This window comes from Nocardia sp. NBC_01499, from assembly GCF_045040275.1.
Taxonomy (GTDB): domain Bacteria; phylum Actinomycetota; class Actinomycetes; order Mycobacteriales; family Mycobacteriaceae; genus Nocardia.
The window spans coordinates 3,831,376-3,845,507 of record NZ_CP109426.1 but is presented as its reverse complement, the minus strand read 5'-3'; the positions used below and the strand labels follow the sequence as shown (position 1 = coordinate 3,845,507).

Annotated in this window: 14 protein-coding genes; 6 read left to right on the top strand and 8 right to left on the bottom strand. The window is 66.3% G+C overall.

Annotated features, from left to right (window positions below):
• Positions 1-4 precede the first annotated feature (4 nt).
• From OG203_RS17715 to OG203_RS17700, 4 genes are read left to right on the top strand one after another with little or no spacing between them, the layout of a single operon-like run.
• Positions 5-949: a chlorinating enzyme gene (locus tag OG203_RS17715; protein WP_405166758.1), complete on the top strand. Its 945-nt coding sequence runs from the start codon at positions 5-7 to the stop codon at positions 947-949.
• A complete protein-coding gene (locus OG203_RS17710; protein WP_405166757.1) occupies positions 946-2,052 on the top strand; it encodes an alpha/beta fold hydrolase in 1,107 nt (368 codons plus the stop codon). The genes OG203_RS17715 and OG203_RS17710 overlap by 4 nt, the downstream gene beginning before the upstream one ends.
• Positions 2,049-3,338 (top strand): FkbM family methyltransferase, encoded by a 1,290-nt coding sequence (locus OG203_RS17705; protein ID WP_405166756.1) that lies wholly within the window; start codon positions 2,049-2,051, stop codon positions 3,336-3,338. Before OG203_RS17710 ends, OG203_RS17705 begins: the two co-directional genes overlap by 4 nt.
• Positions 3,335-4,477 (top strand): acyl-CoA dehydrogenase family protein, encoded by a 1,143-nt coding sequence (locus OG203_RS17700; protein ID WP_405166755.1) that lies wholly within the window; start codon positions 3,335-3,337, stop codon positions 4,475-4,477. Before OG203_RS17705 ends, OG203_RS17700 begins: the two co-directional genes overlap by 4 nt.
• A gap of 5 nt (positions 4,478-4,482) precedes the next feature.
• On the opposite strand, the gene OG203_RS17695 is transcribed toward OG203_RS17700, so the two are convergent.
• The 5 genes from OG203_RS17695 to OG203_RS17675 form a co-directional block, all read right to left on the bottom strand.
• Positions 4,483-6,015 carry a peptide ligase PGM1-related protein gene (locus OG203_RS17695; protein WP_405166754.1) on the bottom strand — a complete coding sequence of 511 codons (1,533 nt, stop codon included), beginning with the start codon at positions 6,013-6,015 and terminating at the stop codon, positions 4,483-4,485.
• A gap of 124 nt (positions 6,016-6,139) precedes the next feature.
• On the bottom strand, positions 6,140-6,913 hold the full coding sequence (locus OG203_RS17690) for a class I SAM-dependent methyltransferase (protein ID WP_405166753.1): 774 nt from the start codon (positions 6,911-6,913) through the stop codon (positions 6,140-6,142).
• Positions 6,914-7,074: 161 nt separating this feature from the next.
• The gene (locus tag OG203_RS17685) at positions 7,075-7,356 is read right to left on the bottom strand and encodes a hypothetical protein (RefSeq protein ID WP_405166752.1); all 282 of its coding nucleotides are present in this window, start codon (positions 7,354-7,356) and stop codon (positions 7,075-7,077) included.
• Positions 7,357-7,625: 269 nt separating this feature from the next.
• Complete coding sequence (locus tag OG203_RS17680) at positions 7,626-8,540, bottom strand: hypothetical protein (protein WP_405166751.1); 915 nt, start codon at positions 8,538-8,540, stop codon at positions 7,626-7,628.
• Positions 8,541-8,863: 323 nt separating this feature from the next.
• Positions 8,864-9,718, bottom strand: a complete 855-nt coding sequence (locus tag OG203_RS17675; protein WP_405166750.1) for an LLM class F420-dependent oxidoreductase — start codon at positions 9,716-9,718, stop codon at positions 8,864-8,866.
• A gap of 296 nt (positions 9,719-10,014) precedes the next feature.
• On the opposite strand from OG203_RS17675, the gene OG203_RS17670 reads away from it, so the two are divergent.
• Positions 10,015-11,466, top strand: coding sequence for an FAD-binding oxidoreductase (locus OG203_RS17670; protein ID WP_405166749.1), 1,452 nt, complete (start codon positions 10,015-10,017; stop codon positions 11,464-11,466).
• 82 nt (positions 11,467-11,548) lie between these two features.
• Here the strand turns inward: OG203_RS17670 and OG203_RS17665 are convergent, their stop codons facing one another.
• Positions 11,549-11,794 (bottom strand): hypothetical protein, encoded by a 246-nt coding sequence (locus OG203_RS17665; protein ID WP_405168221.1) that lies wholly within the window; start codon positions 11,792-11,794, stop codon positions 11,549-11,551.
• Between the two features lie 283 nt (positions 11,795-12,077).
• Here OG203_RS17665 and OG203_RS17660 point away from each other — a divergent pair, with 283 nt between their 5' ends.
• Positions 12,078-12,926, top strand: a complete 849-nt coding sequence (locus OG203_RS17660; RefSeq protein ID WP_405166748.1) for a hypothetical protein — start codon at positions 12,078-12,080, stop codon at positions 12,924-12,926.
• 44 nt (positions 12,927-12,970) lie between these two features.
• Here the strand turns inward: OG203_RS17660 and OG203_RS17655 are convergent, their stop codons facing one another.
• Together OG203_RS17655 and OG203_RS17650 are read right to left on the bottom strand one after the other, a co-directional pair.
• The gene (locus OG203_RS17655) at positions 12,971-13,393 is read right to left on the bottom strand and encodes a RidA family protein (RefSeq protein ID WP_405166747.1); all 423 of its coding nucleotides are present in this window, start codon (positions 13,391-13,393) and stop codon (positions 12,971-12,973) included.
• 37 nt (positions 13,394-13,430) lie between these two features.
• A complete protein-coding gene (locus OG203_RS17650) occupies positions 13,431-14,105 on the bottom strand; it encodes an HD domain-containing protein (protein WP_405166746.1) in 675 nt (224 codons plus the stop codon).
• Positions 14,106-14,132: the final 27 nt, after the last annotated feature.

The following is a 14,132-nucleotide window of genomic DNA, read 5'->3' as shown; positions in this document are numbered from 1 at the left end:
TCCCATGACGACCGAAACAGGCTCCTACGCATTGACATCCGCGGAAATCGACGCCTTCCACCGCAACGGCTACGCCGGTCCGTTCACCCTCTACGAGCACGACACGATCACCCAGGCGTGGCGACGTGAGCGAATCCGGCTCCTTGACCGTTCCACGGCGGTCTATCAGGATGAGGCCGCGAAGTCCGGCGCCACCAACATCGCCAATTACGACCGGCATTTGGACAACGCGTTCCTCGCCGACCACGTGTGCTCGGCGGAGATTGTCGACCGGGTGTCGTCGATCCTCGGTCCGGACGTCCTGTGCTGGCGTACCGAGTTCTTCCCGAAGTATCCGGGTGACGAGGGCACCGACTGGCATCAAGCCGATACGTTCGCCAACGCGTCGGGCACGCCGCAGATCCTGTGGCCGAACGGTTCGGATTTCGGCGGGACGATCACCGTGTGGTGCGCGTTCACCGATGCCGTCATCGACACCGGCTGCCTGCAATTCATCCCAGGCACCCATCAGACGATGTATTACGACGAGACCAAGCGCATGCATTACGACCCGGCGACGAGCAACGTGGAGAAGGACGGCGTGCGCCGCGGCTTCTTCGGTTACGACTACCGCGAGTTGCAGGTCGATCCGACGTGGACACCGGACGAATCGAAGGCCGTCTCGATGGAGATGCGCGCCGGACAGTTCATCGTTTTCTGGTCGACGCTGATGCATGCTTCGCATCCGCACGCGGGGTTGAGCAAGCAGATGCGGATGGGATTCGCCGCGCGATACGTGCCGACCTCGGTGCGTATCTACCCGGACACCCAACGCATCCAAGAATATGGCGGCGAGGTGAGCCTCGACAGTTACGGCGCGGTCTTGGTCAGCGGCGACGATGGCTACAACCACAACCGGATCGCGAACGCGACGACCGGGGGACACCCATTCGTGGCCCGGCGGCGATGACGAGTCCGGTCGACGCGATATGCGCCGCCGTCGCGGACGTCGCACCACTGCTGACCGCACTGCGGGAGCGACAGCGGGTCGCTGTCGCCGCCCCTGGTGCGCAGGAGGTGCTGGACGCGGTCACCGGCGCGCTGGCGTTACCTGGTTTGCGCGTCGTCGAGACCACCGCGGGCCTGAGCGCGGCCGAACTCGTCATCGGGCAGCGCATTGCCCGCGCCCCGCTCGGCGCGCCGATCCCGGTGGCGTCGATCCCCGCGGCGGCGAATCAGGCGATGCCGCAACCGATCTCGGTCATCAGCGGTGACGGTGCGGTACTCCGGTGTTATGTGGCGGGTGACCCCGCCGCCGCACCGGTCGTGGTGGTGTCCGCGTGTGGAATGCCCGCGGGGATCGCGTCCCGCTGGGTCGAGCACCTTGCCGTCGATCACTATGTCGTGACCTGGGAAAGCCGGGGGCTGTTCGGCAAGGATGACGGGTTCGACGAACGCCACCACGATTTGGCGGCGCAGGCAGCCGACCTGCTCGCCGTGATGAGCCGGTTCGAGATGGACAACGTGCACGTCATCGGGCTATGCGGTGGCGCGGCGATCGCGCTCGCCGCGGCGGCGTCACCGCGGGTGCGGTCACTGAGCCTGTGGCACGGTGACTTCGAATTGGGCTCGGCGGCAGCGAAAACGGCGCATCAGCAGGACGTCGCGATGCTGCTGGCGATGTCGGGGCGCGACCGAGAACGGGCCGAGAAAATGCAACAGATGTTTCGTCGCCCCTCGGTCCTGGCGACGCTGCGCCCGGACATCGCCCACCATCTGTACTACCCGTACGCGACCGCGGAGCTGCTCTACCGATACGGCCGACTGAACGGCGCGATCATGAGCACCGACTGTCGACCCCTGTTGGCGGCGGTGACCCAACCCACGCTCGTCGTCACCAGCGACGAGGACACCACCGCGCACCCCGACGGTTCCCGCTATGTCGCCCAACAGCTCGCCGACGGGCACCTACGGCTGCTTCCGCACGGTGATCATCTGGCGGCCTTCGACGCGGCGCCAGAACTGTTGACAATGGCCAGCGCGTTCATCGCGCGGACAAGGAATGCGTCATGACCAGCCTGGACGGTACCTCTCTTGCCGCGCATCCAGCGGTTCGTGCCGCGCTCGTTCGCGGCGGTGTCGCCTACGTTGTGCCAGACGCGCGGACGGCACCGATGCTGCATCGCGCGGCCACCACCGAATTGCCCGACGGGTTGGCCTGGCACGAACCTGCCGACGATCTGCTCCTCGCCGGGATCAACCGCACCGAGACAGAATTCCTGTGTCGAGAAGTGTGGGCGGACAACGCGTATCTGCGGCACGGGATCGTCCTGCCGGAACGGGCGAACATCGTCGACGTCGGGGCGAACATCGGGATGTTCACGCTTCTCGCCGCTGTGCGCGGTGGCCAAGGAACGCGGATCGTCGCGGTGGAGCCCGTCGTGGAGGCAGCACGCGCGCTCGAGGTCAATGGCCGGCTGCACGGTGTCGAGTTGACTGTGGTGTCGGCGGCGGTCGGTAGCCGGGAGGGTACGGCGATGTTCACCTACTATCCGGGCAACACCGTCATGTCCGGACAGTATGCGGACCAGGTCGAGGACCGCGATGTGCTGCGCGGATATCTGTTGTCGGACACGGAGGCAGCCGGGGTCGACGTGTCGCCGATGATCGCCGAGCGACTCGCGCCCGAACTGCGCAGCGTGCCCATGACAACCCTGCCGCAGGTGATCTCCCAGACCGGTCTCGACGCGGTCGATCTGCTCAAAGTGGATGTGGAGAAGGCGGAGTGGGAAGTGCTGGCCAGCATCGATGAACCTACCTGGGGCATCATCGAGCAGATCGCGATCGAGGTGCACGATCTCGACGGCCGTCTCGACCGGGTTCTGCACCTGTTGCGCGGGCATGGTTACACCGTTGCCGCCGATCGTGATTCGCGACTGCTCGACACACCCCTGTATACGGTTTACGGCCATCGCCCAACCGCGCGGCGCGTGGCAGCGGAGCCGGTGCGGCAGCAGAAGTGGCTGACTGCCCGCGCGTTGTCCTCCGAACTCGGCCTGCCGGTCGAGCTGGTCGCGACACTCGACGATATCGGCGCGACCGCCGCCGCGCCGCCGATGCCGTCGTCGGTAGCGGTACTCGCGGAAGTCTGGACCGAGATGTTCGGACCCGGTTCGGCGCGTCCGGATGCCGACTTCTTCGCGTTGGGCGGGCGTTCGCTCTCGGCGGTGCGGCTGATCGCACAGGTCGAGGCTCGACTCGGCGAGAACGTGCTCGAGCTGGACGCGGTGTTCGCCAAGCCCCGGTTCCGCGATCTGGCCGCGCAGCTCGACGCGGGTGTTGGGCGGGCGGATCGATGACGCCCGCGTCGGTGCACCTCACGCCGGGACACGAGGCGTTCCGCAGTGAGGTTCGAGCAGTGCTGGACGCCCACGTGGTTCCGTGTTTGGCGGAGTGGGAGCGCTCGCGATGCATCCCGCGCCCGGCGTGGCGGTTGCTCGGCAAGCATGGGCTGCTCGGAGTCGGCTATGCCCCCGATCGTGATCTCTTCCACTCACTGGTGCTGCTGGAGGAGTTGGGGCGAACCGGGTACGCCGGATTCCGGGCCGCGGTGGGTGTGCACGCCTACATGGCGACGCACTATCTCGCGAAATCCGGCAGCCCGTTCCTGCGTGCGCGATATCTGGCGCCCGCGGTAGCGGGGGAGAAGATCGCGGCGCTGGCGGTGACCGAACCCGATGCCGGTTCCGACCTCGCCGGGCTCGCCGTCAGCGCGACCGCGGCGGGCGAACACGTCGTGTTGCGCGGGGTGAAGTCCATGATCACCAACGGCACGACCGCTGACTTCTTCGTCGTCGCGGCGCGCACCGGCGTCGGTTCCGCCGGACCGGCCGGGATCTCGCTCTTCGTGGTCGACTCGGCGTCGCCAGGGGTGTCGGTTCGTCCGCAAGAAACGGTGGGATGGCACTGCGCCGACACCGCCGAGGTGCGGTTCAGCGATGTTCGGGTACCGACCGGCAACATGATCGGCCGCGTCGGCACCGGTTTCCGGCAACTGATGCATGGTTTCCAACTCGAACGGTTCGTGGCGGCGGCGCTGGCGCTCGGCGGCATCGAGAGCTGTCTCGACGCCACCCGCACCCACCTACGGACCCGGCACGTTTTCGGCGGGCGCCTGTCGGACCTGCAGTCGGTGCGCCACGCCATGGCGGAGCTGTTCACCGAGCTGGCAGCCGCCCGTCATCTCGTTCACGACGCGGCGTGGCGGCTTTCCCAGGACGACCTGCCCGCGGCGGAATGCTCGATGGCCAAGCTCTACACCACCGAGCTCGCCTGTCGGGTCGCCGACCGTTGCCTCCAACTGCACGGCGCCAACGGCTATCTCGCGGGTTCCGCCGTCGCACGCGCACACGCGGAGGCCCGTGCGGCAACAATGGCGGCGGGGCCGAGCGAGGTCATGCGCGACCTCATCGCGGGCGAGATGGTCGACCTCGGGTAGCTCGCCTACCCGTCGGTGTCGACGCCGACCTGCGCCGCTCTGCGTTGGGCACGCGACTCGGCCGCCGCGTCGACGGCCGCGACGAGACGCTGGTACTCGGCGGTCGCCGCTGCGGTATCGGTATCCACCACGATCGCGCCGAACCGGCCGATTTCCAGCGCGCCGAGCATATACGCGGCGGAACCGGTCCGCGTCGACGTGCGATATTGCAGGCCGTTCCGGGCGAGCAACTCGATGACGTGGCGCGGTTCGAGCACCCGGTAGGCGTCGCGGAAGAGGCGGTCGGTGGCGAAATAGGCGCGCGGCGCACCGTCCGGCGCGAGATACTGTGCGGTCACCGGGTCGTACTCGCCGTCGACGAGCCCGTGCAGCAGAAACCACGGCGCGGTGCCGCCGCCCATCCGGAGATTGACCTCGAGACCGTAGTGACGCCACCCCTGGTCGCCACGCGCGGCGACGAAATCGATGCTGACCAGGCCGACAACCCCGCGCTCCGCCAGTTTGCGGCCCGCCAGCAGTGCCTGTTCCTGGATCTGCAGCCGGTAGTCCGGCCGAGTGGGGAACGTGGCACCGACGAAGATCTGCTGCTGCGGTCCAGCAAGCACCTGGTCATGGGTGGAGATCACCCTGGCAACGCCCTCGGGCGAGATCACGACCTGCGCCGACGGCGACGTTGTCTCGATACCTTCGACGAATCGCTCGACCACCGCACCCATCGAGTCGAGGGTGTCACGATAGCTGGCCCAATTGTCCGGCGGTGACCCGAAGACGGCACGCTCGGGCAGTTCCTTCCGAATCCATTCCGCAAGACCGGTTTTCGGGGCCCCCGAAAACGAGAAGACGACGTTTCCGGCCGCGCCGAAACTGTCATTCAGTTTGATCATCGCCGCCGCGAGAGTGGCGTCGCGGCCGCGCAATTCGGCGAGCGCGGCGACGACATCGCCTTCGTCACGCAAGCCCTCGGCACCATCCGCGACCGGCACGCCCGCATCCTTGAACAGCCGCCGCGACCCGGTCTTGGAACCCAGCGCGGCCAGATCCGGGTCCGCGGCGTAGAGCGGGATACCCAGACGCACCGCCAGCGTGCGTTCCAGCGCAGAGCCGTTGAACGCGACCAACACCGCGTCCGAGTGCGCGTCGATCACGCCGCGAATGCGGTCGAGCAGATCGGGGCGAGCCAACAGCTTGGCGGTCAACGGAATCGGCTCGCGGCTCGCGCAATCCACCATCGTGAGACGCCTTCTGGCGTTTTCGCGCGGTAGCGACGGAACCAGGCTGAGCGCATAGTCGACGACTTCGGGAGCGATCGCCTCACTCGTGACGTACACAATCCGGGTTTCGGGATGCCGCAGTCGCTGCAGCACGAAAAGCAGTCGCTCCTCGTAATGGTTGACCCCGGGGATCTTCACCAGTCCCGCACTGTCGAGCGTGATGCTGGGCACCACTATCAGCGTCTGCGGGATATCGTTGCGCCCGAAGGGATCTCGAAGGCGCCCCTGCGTGGCCCGGAAGGCTGCCAGCTCTGCCGCGTCGTCCATCGCGCCCCCTAGTCGACTTCCGAACGACACCCGCTACCGTGCGTCCAGGGTAATACGGCGGGCACGACCGTTGGACCCGACTCGCCCGATGCGCCCTCGTCTGTTCGTGAGATCAACTGGCGGATCAGGGCCGCGGTGTGGCGGTAACGGTGATCCACGGATGAATGAAGCTGATCCGGCCGTCTGGTGCTTTCGACGGTGTCAGGCCGGTCGCCGGGCCACCATCGAGTTCGTCGGTCAACCGGGCGTGGATTTGTGCTCGTATCTCCTCCGGTGTCTGGGTGCGACCGAGCCAATCGTCGAGGTCGAGAGCGAAGTCGGCGACAGCCTGCGAGACGACATCCGCGTCGGCGGCGTCGATCAAGGCGAGTATCTCGTCGCGGGTCAGGGTGCGGTTGTGGCTGGGATCGCGTAGCCGTTCGAGCCGGTTGGTTTCGGCCGCCAGGCTCGGTGCGGGGACGAACATGTCGATGATGCCGATCCGGCCGCCCGGCCGAGTCACTCGGACCATTTCGCGCAGCACCGCCGCGGGGTCGGCGACCTGGTGCAGTGCCAAACGACAAACCACCAGGTCGAACTGTCGGTCCAGCCACGGAAGTGCGGTGGCGTCGCCGAGCGCGAACGCGATGTTCCGCAGACCGGATTGCTCGGCCAGCAGCAGGCCTTGGGCCAGCATCTCCGGCGTCAGATCGACCGCGCTGACGTGCGAAACATTGGGTGCCAGAGCACGACCGAGATGCGCCGCTCCGGCGGCGACATCGAGCACCATGTCATCGCGGCGCGGTGACAGCTGGTCGATGATCCATTCGAGGCCGCGGTTCGCGAAGCCGATATTGTCGAAACTCGTTGCCTGGATGCGAAATTGCGCCCGAACCTGGTCGTTGTGTGAGTTCGCCATGTATCCAGTGTGCACTCAGCGCATCCGCCAGGCGGGGGCACGTCCAGTGGTCTGTAACACCAGATATGTTGTCGGACAGGCGATCAGGAACGCGCCGCATGCGGCAGGTGGGCTGTTCGGGTGCCCTCCTGCCGCATGGCGGAATATGACCTGGACCCGACTTAACCGTGCCCCATGGTTGGGTCGCCCGCGCCGCCCCCGGCGCCGGGGTTGCTCGGACCTCCGCCTTGTCCGGCGCTCGGGTCGCCCGGACCCCTCGTCCCCGTATTCGGATCGCCGGGACCGTCCGCCAGCACGGTACCCGGATGTCCGGTCAGCGTGACGCTCGAAATGGGGGATACCGACTGAGCGGTAACCAACGCGGGAACTGTCAACGCGACGGCCGCGGCCGCACCGGCGATTCCCACGACAGCGATGCCGCGGCGAACGGTGAACAAGCTCATCGAAACTCCCGATCCAGAACGACGACAACTCGTCGCCGTTGTCCAAGCCGCGACCGTCCGGCCGGGCTACCGTCGAGACTAGGCAGCGAGGGTAACCACAGCATCATCCTGATATAACAGCGCGCCAGTCGAATGCACTGGCGCACAACAGGATCGATCCGCACTGGCTGGTTCGCCTCGTGCGGTCGCCGACTGGCGGAGCAGCCGAGTCCGGAGCCGAACCGCCGGGACGTGGACGGCGGTGCACTCAGCTCTGCGGAAACCGCCCGCTACCGGCGGGGGCGCTCGTCGATCACGTCGATGCCATCGGCGTCGATCAGCAGCAGGCATGGATTCAGCTCGGAGCCGGTGTCCGGGGAGGTGAGCACAGCTTGCCTGATCTCCTCGACCTGGCCCGAGCTCGCGCCCGCGATGAGGATGTGGTCCGGGCTGATCAGTCCAACGATCAGCCGGTCCGCACCGACCTGCTCGACGCACTTCTCGTAGAAATCGTCGAGCAGGATCGCCGACCCCACAAAGGGACCGTCACGCTCCAAGGTAGCCATGGTCCCGAGCTCCTCATCCGGGGCCACCTTGAAGATGAGCCCGGACTTCACGTTGCCGAGAGCTTCGGATGCCAGCTCCTCGATCTCCTCCATGCTCATGGCCTCGAACTTGCCCCGAGTCAGATGCGACATACCGATCTGGCCGTCGGGCATGGTCGTAACCTTGGCAAACCCGAAGTACAGCTTTCCCTCCACCAGCGCAAGGGAGGCAGAGAACGGCAACGGGGCGGCGGCGCTGTGCAGGATCGGCAGCCATTCGCCGACCCGCTCGGCCTGCACGAACATCTCATCCACCGCGGCGCTCCGCTCCCGCAGTTCGATGTTCTCGACCTCGGCCATCACTCGCCGCGCGCGGTCGAAGGCAGCGGTCCAATCCGCGCCCTCGGGGCGCTCGAAGACATGGGTGTGCCCGGCATGGGGGAAGGTCTCGGCCAGGAAGTCCCGATCGGCGGGGGACGGCTGCCACATGCTGTGCACCCTGGTTACGTCCGAAGACTGGATCTGTCGTTCCTGCTCGGCCTGCCGCCACGCCTGCCGGACGGAGTCATGGGCCTGCGCGGGCGCTGCCGCGGTGATGAGGTCGTTGTCGTTCGTATTCAGTTGGAAGACAACGACATTCAAGGTCATATCCTGCGCCACGTGCGGTGACTCTACACAGCGGCCGCGCCGATTCGGCCCCCGCAAAAGTAGGGGCTGGGGGGATTGCTCGAATATCGCTACCGTGGTTTAGCTTCCTAGACAAGGGGATTGGTGTGAATATCAGAAACAGTGTGGCTGTGTCGGTATCGGCTGCCGCTTTTGTGCTGACGGCGCTGGTGGCCGCGCCGACCGCGAGCGCGGATCCCGGGCCTGCCCCGAGTTCGGGCAGCTCGAACCTGCAGTGCTTCATCCAAGTCCTCATCCATGGCGAAGTGCCAGGAATCTGCTAGCGCGCCTGCGATCCGGCCCCAGCGCTGGCTCGTTCAGCTCGCGTAGCGCTCGACGAACGGGACCAGCTCGTCGAGTCTGCGCAGCACCTCGTCCTTCGGGTAGGTGCCGAACCCATTAGAGGGAGCATCCAGGTGGCCACCGAACATCAGGGTCACGTGCTCGACACCGGCCTCGGCGCAGGCATCCAGCAGTGCCGGCGCGAGCGGCAGGTTGGACGGCACCACCGGTACACCCGGTTCGGCGCGCGCCAGCAACGCGGGCAATTCTTCGGGTGTGAACGGGCCGATCGGCATCCACGTCGCGCCGTGTCTGGCGGCGCGGGCGATCATCGCCGGACTGTTACCGCCGAGGTAGATCGGCGGGTGTGGCCGCTGCACCGGCTTGGGCCACAGGAAGGACCGCTCGAACCGGACGTACTTGCCGTCGAACTCGGCCTCGTCCTGGGTCCACAATGCTTTGAGCGCGGCGAGCTGCTCGTCGATCAGCTTCCCTCGGGTGCGCGGGTCGGTGCCGTGGTTACGCATCTCCTCCCGGTTCCAGCCGATACCGACGCCGAAGATGAACCGGCCATCGGAGAGCAGGTCGAGGCTGGCCACCTCCTTCGCGGTGTGGATGACATCACGCTGCGGCAGCAGGGCCACCCCGGTCCCGAGCAGAATCTTCGAGGTCACCGCGGCCGCCGCGGCCAGCGACACGAAAGTGTCCAGCGTGCGGTAGTACACCCGAGGTAGTTCAGCACCAAGCGGATAGGGGCTTTCCCTGCTGACGGGGACGTGCGAATGCTCGGCAACGAACAACGAGGCGATGCCACGTTCCTCGGCAGCCTTGGCCAGTGTGTCGGGCCGCATGCTCTCGTCGGTGATGAACGCTTCGATCCCAATACGCATGCCGATAGTCAATCCCATCCCGGCTTCAGCGGCGAGTTCGCCGGTTCACATCAGGCCCGCAACGCGCGGTCCGTCGGATCCCGTCGGCGCGTCGAACATCCGCTGATACCGGACGTTCGTGAGACGTCGAACGTTTCGGCGGGGCAGCGTGAGCGGGTAGATCGGCCAGTCCGATCAACCCGCGCGGCTTGTCAGTTACTGGCCGTCGGCGGTGCGTTCAGGCTGGAACCGGTGTCCTCGTTTTAGGATTTGGTCGACGAATCGGCGGATCGACGAAGCTCGGGAGGCTGGATTTGATGAGCGATGTGGCCGCACGACTGCGCGCGGCACTGCCCGGCATGACGATGAGTTTCGCCGGGGATCCCGATTACGACAGTGCCCGGGCGACCTGGAATGTGCGCACCCGGTTCCGGCCGCTTGGTCTGGTCCAGCCGCGCAATACCGCCGAAGTGCAGGCGGTTGTGCGGTCCGCGCGGGCGGCGGGGGTCACCCAGTTGGCGATCCGTTCCGGTGGTCATTCGATCGAGGGCAACGGCTTGGGCGGGCCCGATACCGAGGCGTTGGTGATCGACATGGTGCAGATGCGTGCCATCAGCGTCGACCCGGCGGCGAAGACAGTCACCGCCGAACCCGCACTGCTGACCGGCATCATGTACGCACAGGCGTTCGCGCACGGGTTGCTGGTCCCCGCGGGTGACTGCCTCAATGTCGGGCTCGGTGGCCAGGTCACCGCAGGCGGGTACGGGCGTTGTCTGCGCACCTATGGCAACCTCACCGACCACGCCCTGGAGTTCGAGGTCGTGACCGTCGACGGTGAGGTGCGCATCGCCAACACCAGCGAGCACGCCGACTTGTTCTGGGCGCTGCGCGGCTCGGGTACCGGGTCGTTCGGGATCATCACTCGAATGACGTTGCAGGCCCTAGATGCGCCGAGGGCGCCCGCGAACTTCACCTTCCGCTGGCACTTCGACCAGGTCGACATCGCGCAAACCCTGATCGAGGTGCAGCAGTACTGCCTGGATTCACCGACCACCGTCAGCCCGATCCTGGTCACCTGGCGCGGCATGATCGAACTGTCCGGCGCAATCTTCACCGACACCGCCGAGCAACGCGACGCGTTGATCGCCGACATGCAGGCGAAACTGCCCACGCCCACCGAGCCCGCGGAAATCGAACCATTGAACTTCTTGCAAGTGCTCGAGCGTCAGAGCGAGGAGCAGACCTCGGCGCACTGGCTGGTCGACGCGAGCGCGGTCACCCGCGAAGCCGACAACCATCCGCGCTATCAGAAGATCAGGGCCGGGTTCCTCCCTGACCCGTTGTCGGAGAGCCTGATCCGCGAATTCGCGGATCTGCTGAAAACTCAGCAGCCCGGGAACCGGGTGCAGTTCTGCCGGATCAACCCCGCCGTCGAAGCGCCCGTCGACGCATGCGCGATCAAAAGCCGTGGCTGCACGTGGCTTTCGGGTTTCGGCACCGACGTCGAACCCGGCAACGGACTTGCCGTCGAGGATCTACTGGCCGAGGGCGATCGCCGCTACCGTGAATGGGAGGACCAGACCTATGAGTTGTTCCATCCCTACTCCGTGGGCCCCTACATCGGCGACGACGACCTCATGGAAGCCGACCACGGCCGCGACTTGTTCGAGGCATACTACGGCCCGCATCTGCCCAGGCTGAAAGAGATCAAACGCAAATACGATCCCGAGAACCTACTCCACCACAAAATGAGCATTCCCCTCGACTGAACGAGCAGCGGGCGAATATCGGTACCCGGCTCACGAATGTCCGATATTCGGCTGCTCAGGGAATGGTGGTAGGACCGTCCGATCACGACACCTGCTGCACACCGGCTGGTTTCCGGTCGCCGATCAATAGTCCGCGGAGGTAGGCGGCCTGACCGAGATGCTGCATGTCGTCGTTGAGGATGCTGACGAGCCGACTGCCGAGCGAAACCGCAGGGTCCCAGCGCTCGTCCACGATCCGATCCAAATCCGCTGCGGTAAGCGGATCGATCCATTGATACAGAAGGGTTTCGGCATCGGTGACCGCCGCCAGGTTACTGCGGCGGAGCACCAGCCGCGTGGGTGAGCTGGGACGAGTCGTGGTTCTGGATGGGATTGGACGTCGCGACGCTGTTGAGCCGTGATCCGATGATTCAGGGCTGTGCAGTGCGGCTGGCAGGGCAGACTGGGTAACCGCCGGGGCGATGCCAGACGAGCCGTCGTCGCCCGGATTCTCATCGAGTGCCGATTGTTCGCGTGCGGGATGCGCATGTCCGAGAAGAGGGATCTCAATGATGTTGTGCCTGGGTAGTTTACGAATGCGGTCGGCGCTGGCAGGAGTGGTCCTTGCAGTCGTGGCCGAGAGTTCACTTCCGCTGACGATCGCCCCTGCTGCGGCGGCACCCGCGCCTACGACGCAGATCGTGAACGGCGGCGACGCGTCCGGACGCAATATCCCGCACGGTTCGGTCAGCTGCCCAGCGGGCAGCAGGCTGACCGCCGGCGGCGCTCAAGCCGACATCCACGCCAGTGACAGTCCGGGCGCGAGCGAGTGGGATGTGTATCTCACCGAGCTGCAACCTGTCTACGCAGGCGACGGCACCACATCACTGTCCGCGCGCGCCGCGGCGAAGCAGGCAGGCACGGTCGACTTCAGTACACGGGCAGTCTGTGTCACCGCAGGGCCAAGCACCCAGGTCGTGTCGAATACCGCGACGAGCACCGCCACCGGGAGGGTGGACGTGTCGGTGTCGTGCCCTGCGGGAACCCATATCGTGGGCGGCGGCGCCGCTACCCGTACCGATATCTTTCCGCCGACGGACTACCTCGTCAGCAGTTATCCTGCCGCCGATCTGCGCTCGTGGAATGCGACCGCGGTGACCCAAACCCGTTCCGGGACCGCCACCGCCTACGCGGTCTGCGCGCAAACGGGTCCGGCCACCCAAATCGTCTCCGTCACCAACAACCAGCTGACCGGGGACAACCCCGGCGACTTCGTGGAGGGTTGGGCAACATGCCCTGGCGGAACCCACATCACCGGCGGCGGAGCACAAACGATGGGCGGGTACCTCGTCGAAGCGACCCCCGCCGGCGAACCCGACCACCAGGGCGGACCCATCGGCTGGCGGACCCAATTCATCATCAAGGTCCCGAACATCGCCGCACTCACCACGACCGCGATCTGCGAATCAGACACCTGGTAGGCCGGTGGGCGGCAAACCAATTAGCGAGGCCAAGCGGCGGCGGTTTATCGGGACGCGTCGGGATACGCGGCGGTCGCGCGGATTTCAACGAGAAGTCCGGGGCTGGCGAGACCGTCGACTCCGATGATCGTCCAGGTCGGGTAGGGCGCTGTGACGTAATGCTGTTTGGCCTCGATGAAGCCGGGCAGGTGCTGGCGGATGTCGACGTGGTAGCTGGTGATGTCGACGAGGGCGGACAGGTCGAGGTTTTCCAGCCGGAGGATCTCTTCGATCTTCTGGATGGCGATCTCGGTCTGCTCCTCGATGGTGTCCGGGATGGTTCCGTCGGCGCGGCGGCCGATTGTTCCTGCGATGAACAGCAGGCCGTGCGCGCGGACCGCGGCGGAATAGCCGAAGCCCGCGAAGGCGCTGACAGTTTGCCCGAAGACGGCGTTGTCCTCGGGGATCTCGATGGTGTGGATAGTCATTGCGGTGCTTCCTTTTCTCTGTCGACGGAGCGTGGAGTCAGTTGCCCCAGCGGGACGAACGGCAGTCGTTTTCCAGCCGCGTCTGGCCGAAGGTCTCGCGTTCGCGGAGGAATTCCCCGGGAATCGCGTAACGGGGTGCGTTCCCCGGGCTTTTCGCGGCCTGCGCGACGATGGCGTCGATGAGTGAGCGCGCCATCTCCAGCCGCGGGTAGGCGACGTGGATCGCGTCGGCCTGCTCGTCGCTGACGGAGTCCAGGTGGTCGCTGCCGAGCGGACCGCCGAAGTCGAGCGCGACGCCGTGCCGGACGAGCACGCACAGTGCCCCCCTGCGTTCCGCGATCCCCGGGGAGGCGTGTAGGGCGATCGCCTGCCAGACCTCGTCGGCGTCCGCTTCGGATACCCCGCGCTCGAGGAGGAATTCGGCGGCTCGGTCGGCGCCTTCGACCTCGAACCGTTGCCGGTGCGGACCGTCCGACGCCACACCGAGGTCGTGCATCGCGCACGCGGCGAACAACAGGTCGTCGTCGTAGTCCCGGCCGGTGGCCAGGTCGAGGCGGCCGGCCACCAGCCGCGCGAACAGGTAGCTGCGGACGCTGTGGTTGAACACCGACGGCGTTTCCACCGGTCGAATGAGGTGCACGACCGCGTCGGTGAGCGGTGTGCCGGGCAGCGTGATCAGGTCGGCGGTCGTCTCGCGGGTAGGTCCGGTCATGTCTTCAGCCTGGCCGCGATGACCCTG

Excerpts from the sequence above, each read along its gene's own strand:
- OG203_RS17715 (WP_405166758.1), top strand. The coding sequence starts at position 5 with ATGACGACCGAAACAGGCTCCTACGCATTGACATCCGCGGAAATCGAC.
- OG203_RS17710 (WP_405166757.1), top strand. The coding sequence starts at position 946 with ATGACGAGTCCGGTCGACGCGATATGCGCCGCCGTCGCGGACGTCGCA.
- OG203_RS17705 (WP_405166756.1), top strand. The coding sequence starts at position 2,049 with ATGACCAGCCTGGACGGTACCTCTCTTGCCGCGCATCCAGCGGTTCGT.
- OG203_RS17700 (WP_405166755.1), top strand. The coding sequence starts at position 3,335 with ATGACGCCCGCGTCGGTGCACCTCACGCCGGGACACGAGGCGTTCCGC.
- OG203_RS17695 (WP_405166754.1), bottom strand. The coding sequence starts at position 6,015 with ATGGACGACGCGGCAGAGCTGGCAGCCTTCCGGGCCACGCAGGGGCGC.
- OG203_RS17690 (WP_405166753.1), bottom strand. The coding sequence starts at position 6,913 with ATGGCGAACTCACACAACGACCAGGTTCGGGCGCAATTTCGCATCCAG.
- OG203_RS17685 (WP_405166752.1), bottom strand. The coding sequence starts at position 7,356 with ATGAGCTTGTTCACCGTTCGCCGCGGCATCGCTGTCGTGGGAATCGCC.
- OG203_RS17675 (WP_405166750.1), bottom strand. The coding sequence starts at position 9,718 with ATGCGTATTGGGATCGAAGCGTTCATCACCGACGAGAGCATGCGGCCC.
- OG203_RS17670 (WP_405166749.1), top strand. The coding sequence starts at position 10,015 with ATGAGCGATGTGGCCGCACGACTGCGCGCGGCACTGCCCGGCATGACG.
- OG203_RS17655 (WP_405166747.1), bottom strand. The coding sequence starts at position 13,393 with ATGACTATCCACACCATCGAGATCCCCGAGGACAACGCCGTCTTCGGG.
- OG203_RS17650 (WP_405166746.1), bottom strand. The coding sequence starts at position 14,105 with ATGACCGGACCTACCCGCGAGACGACCGCCGACCTGATCACGCTGCCC.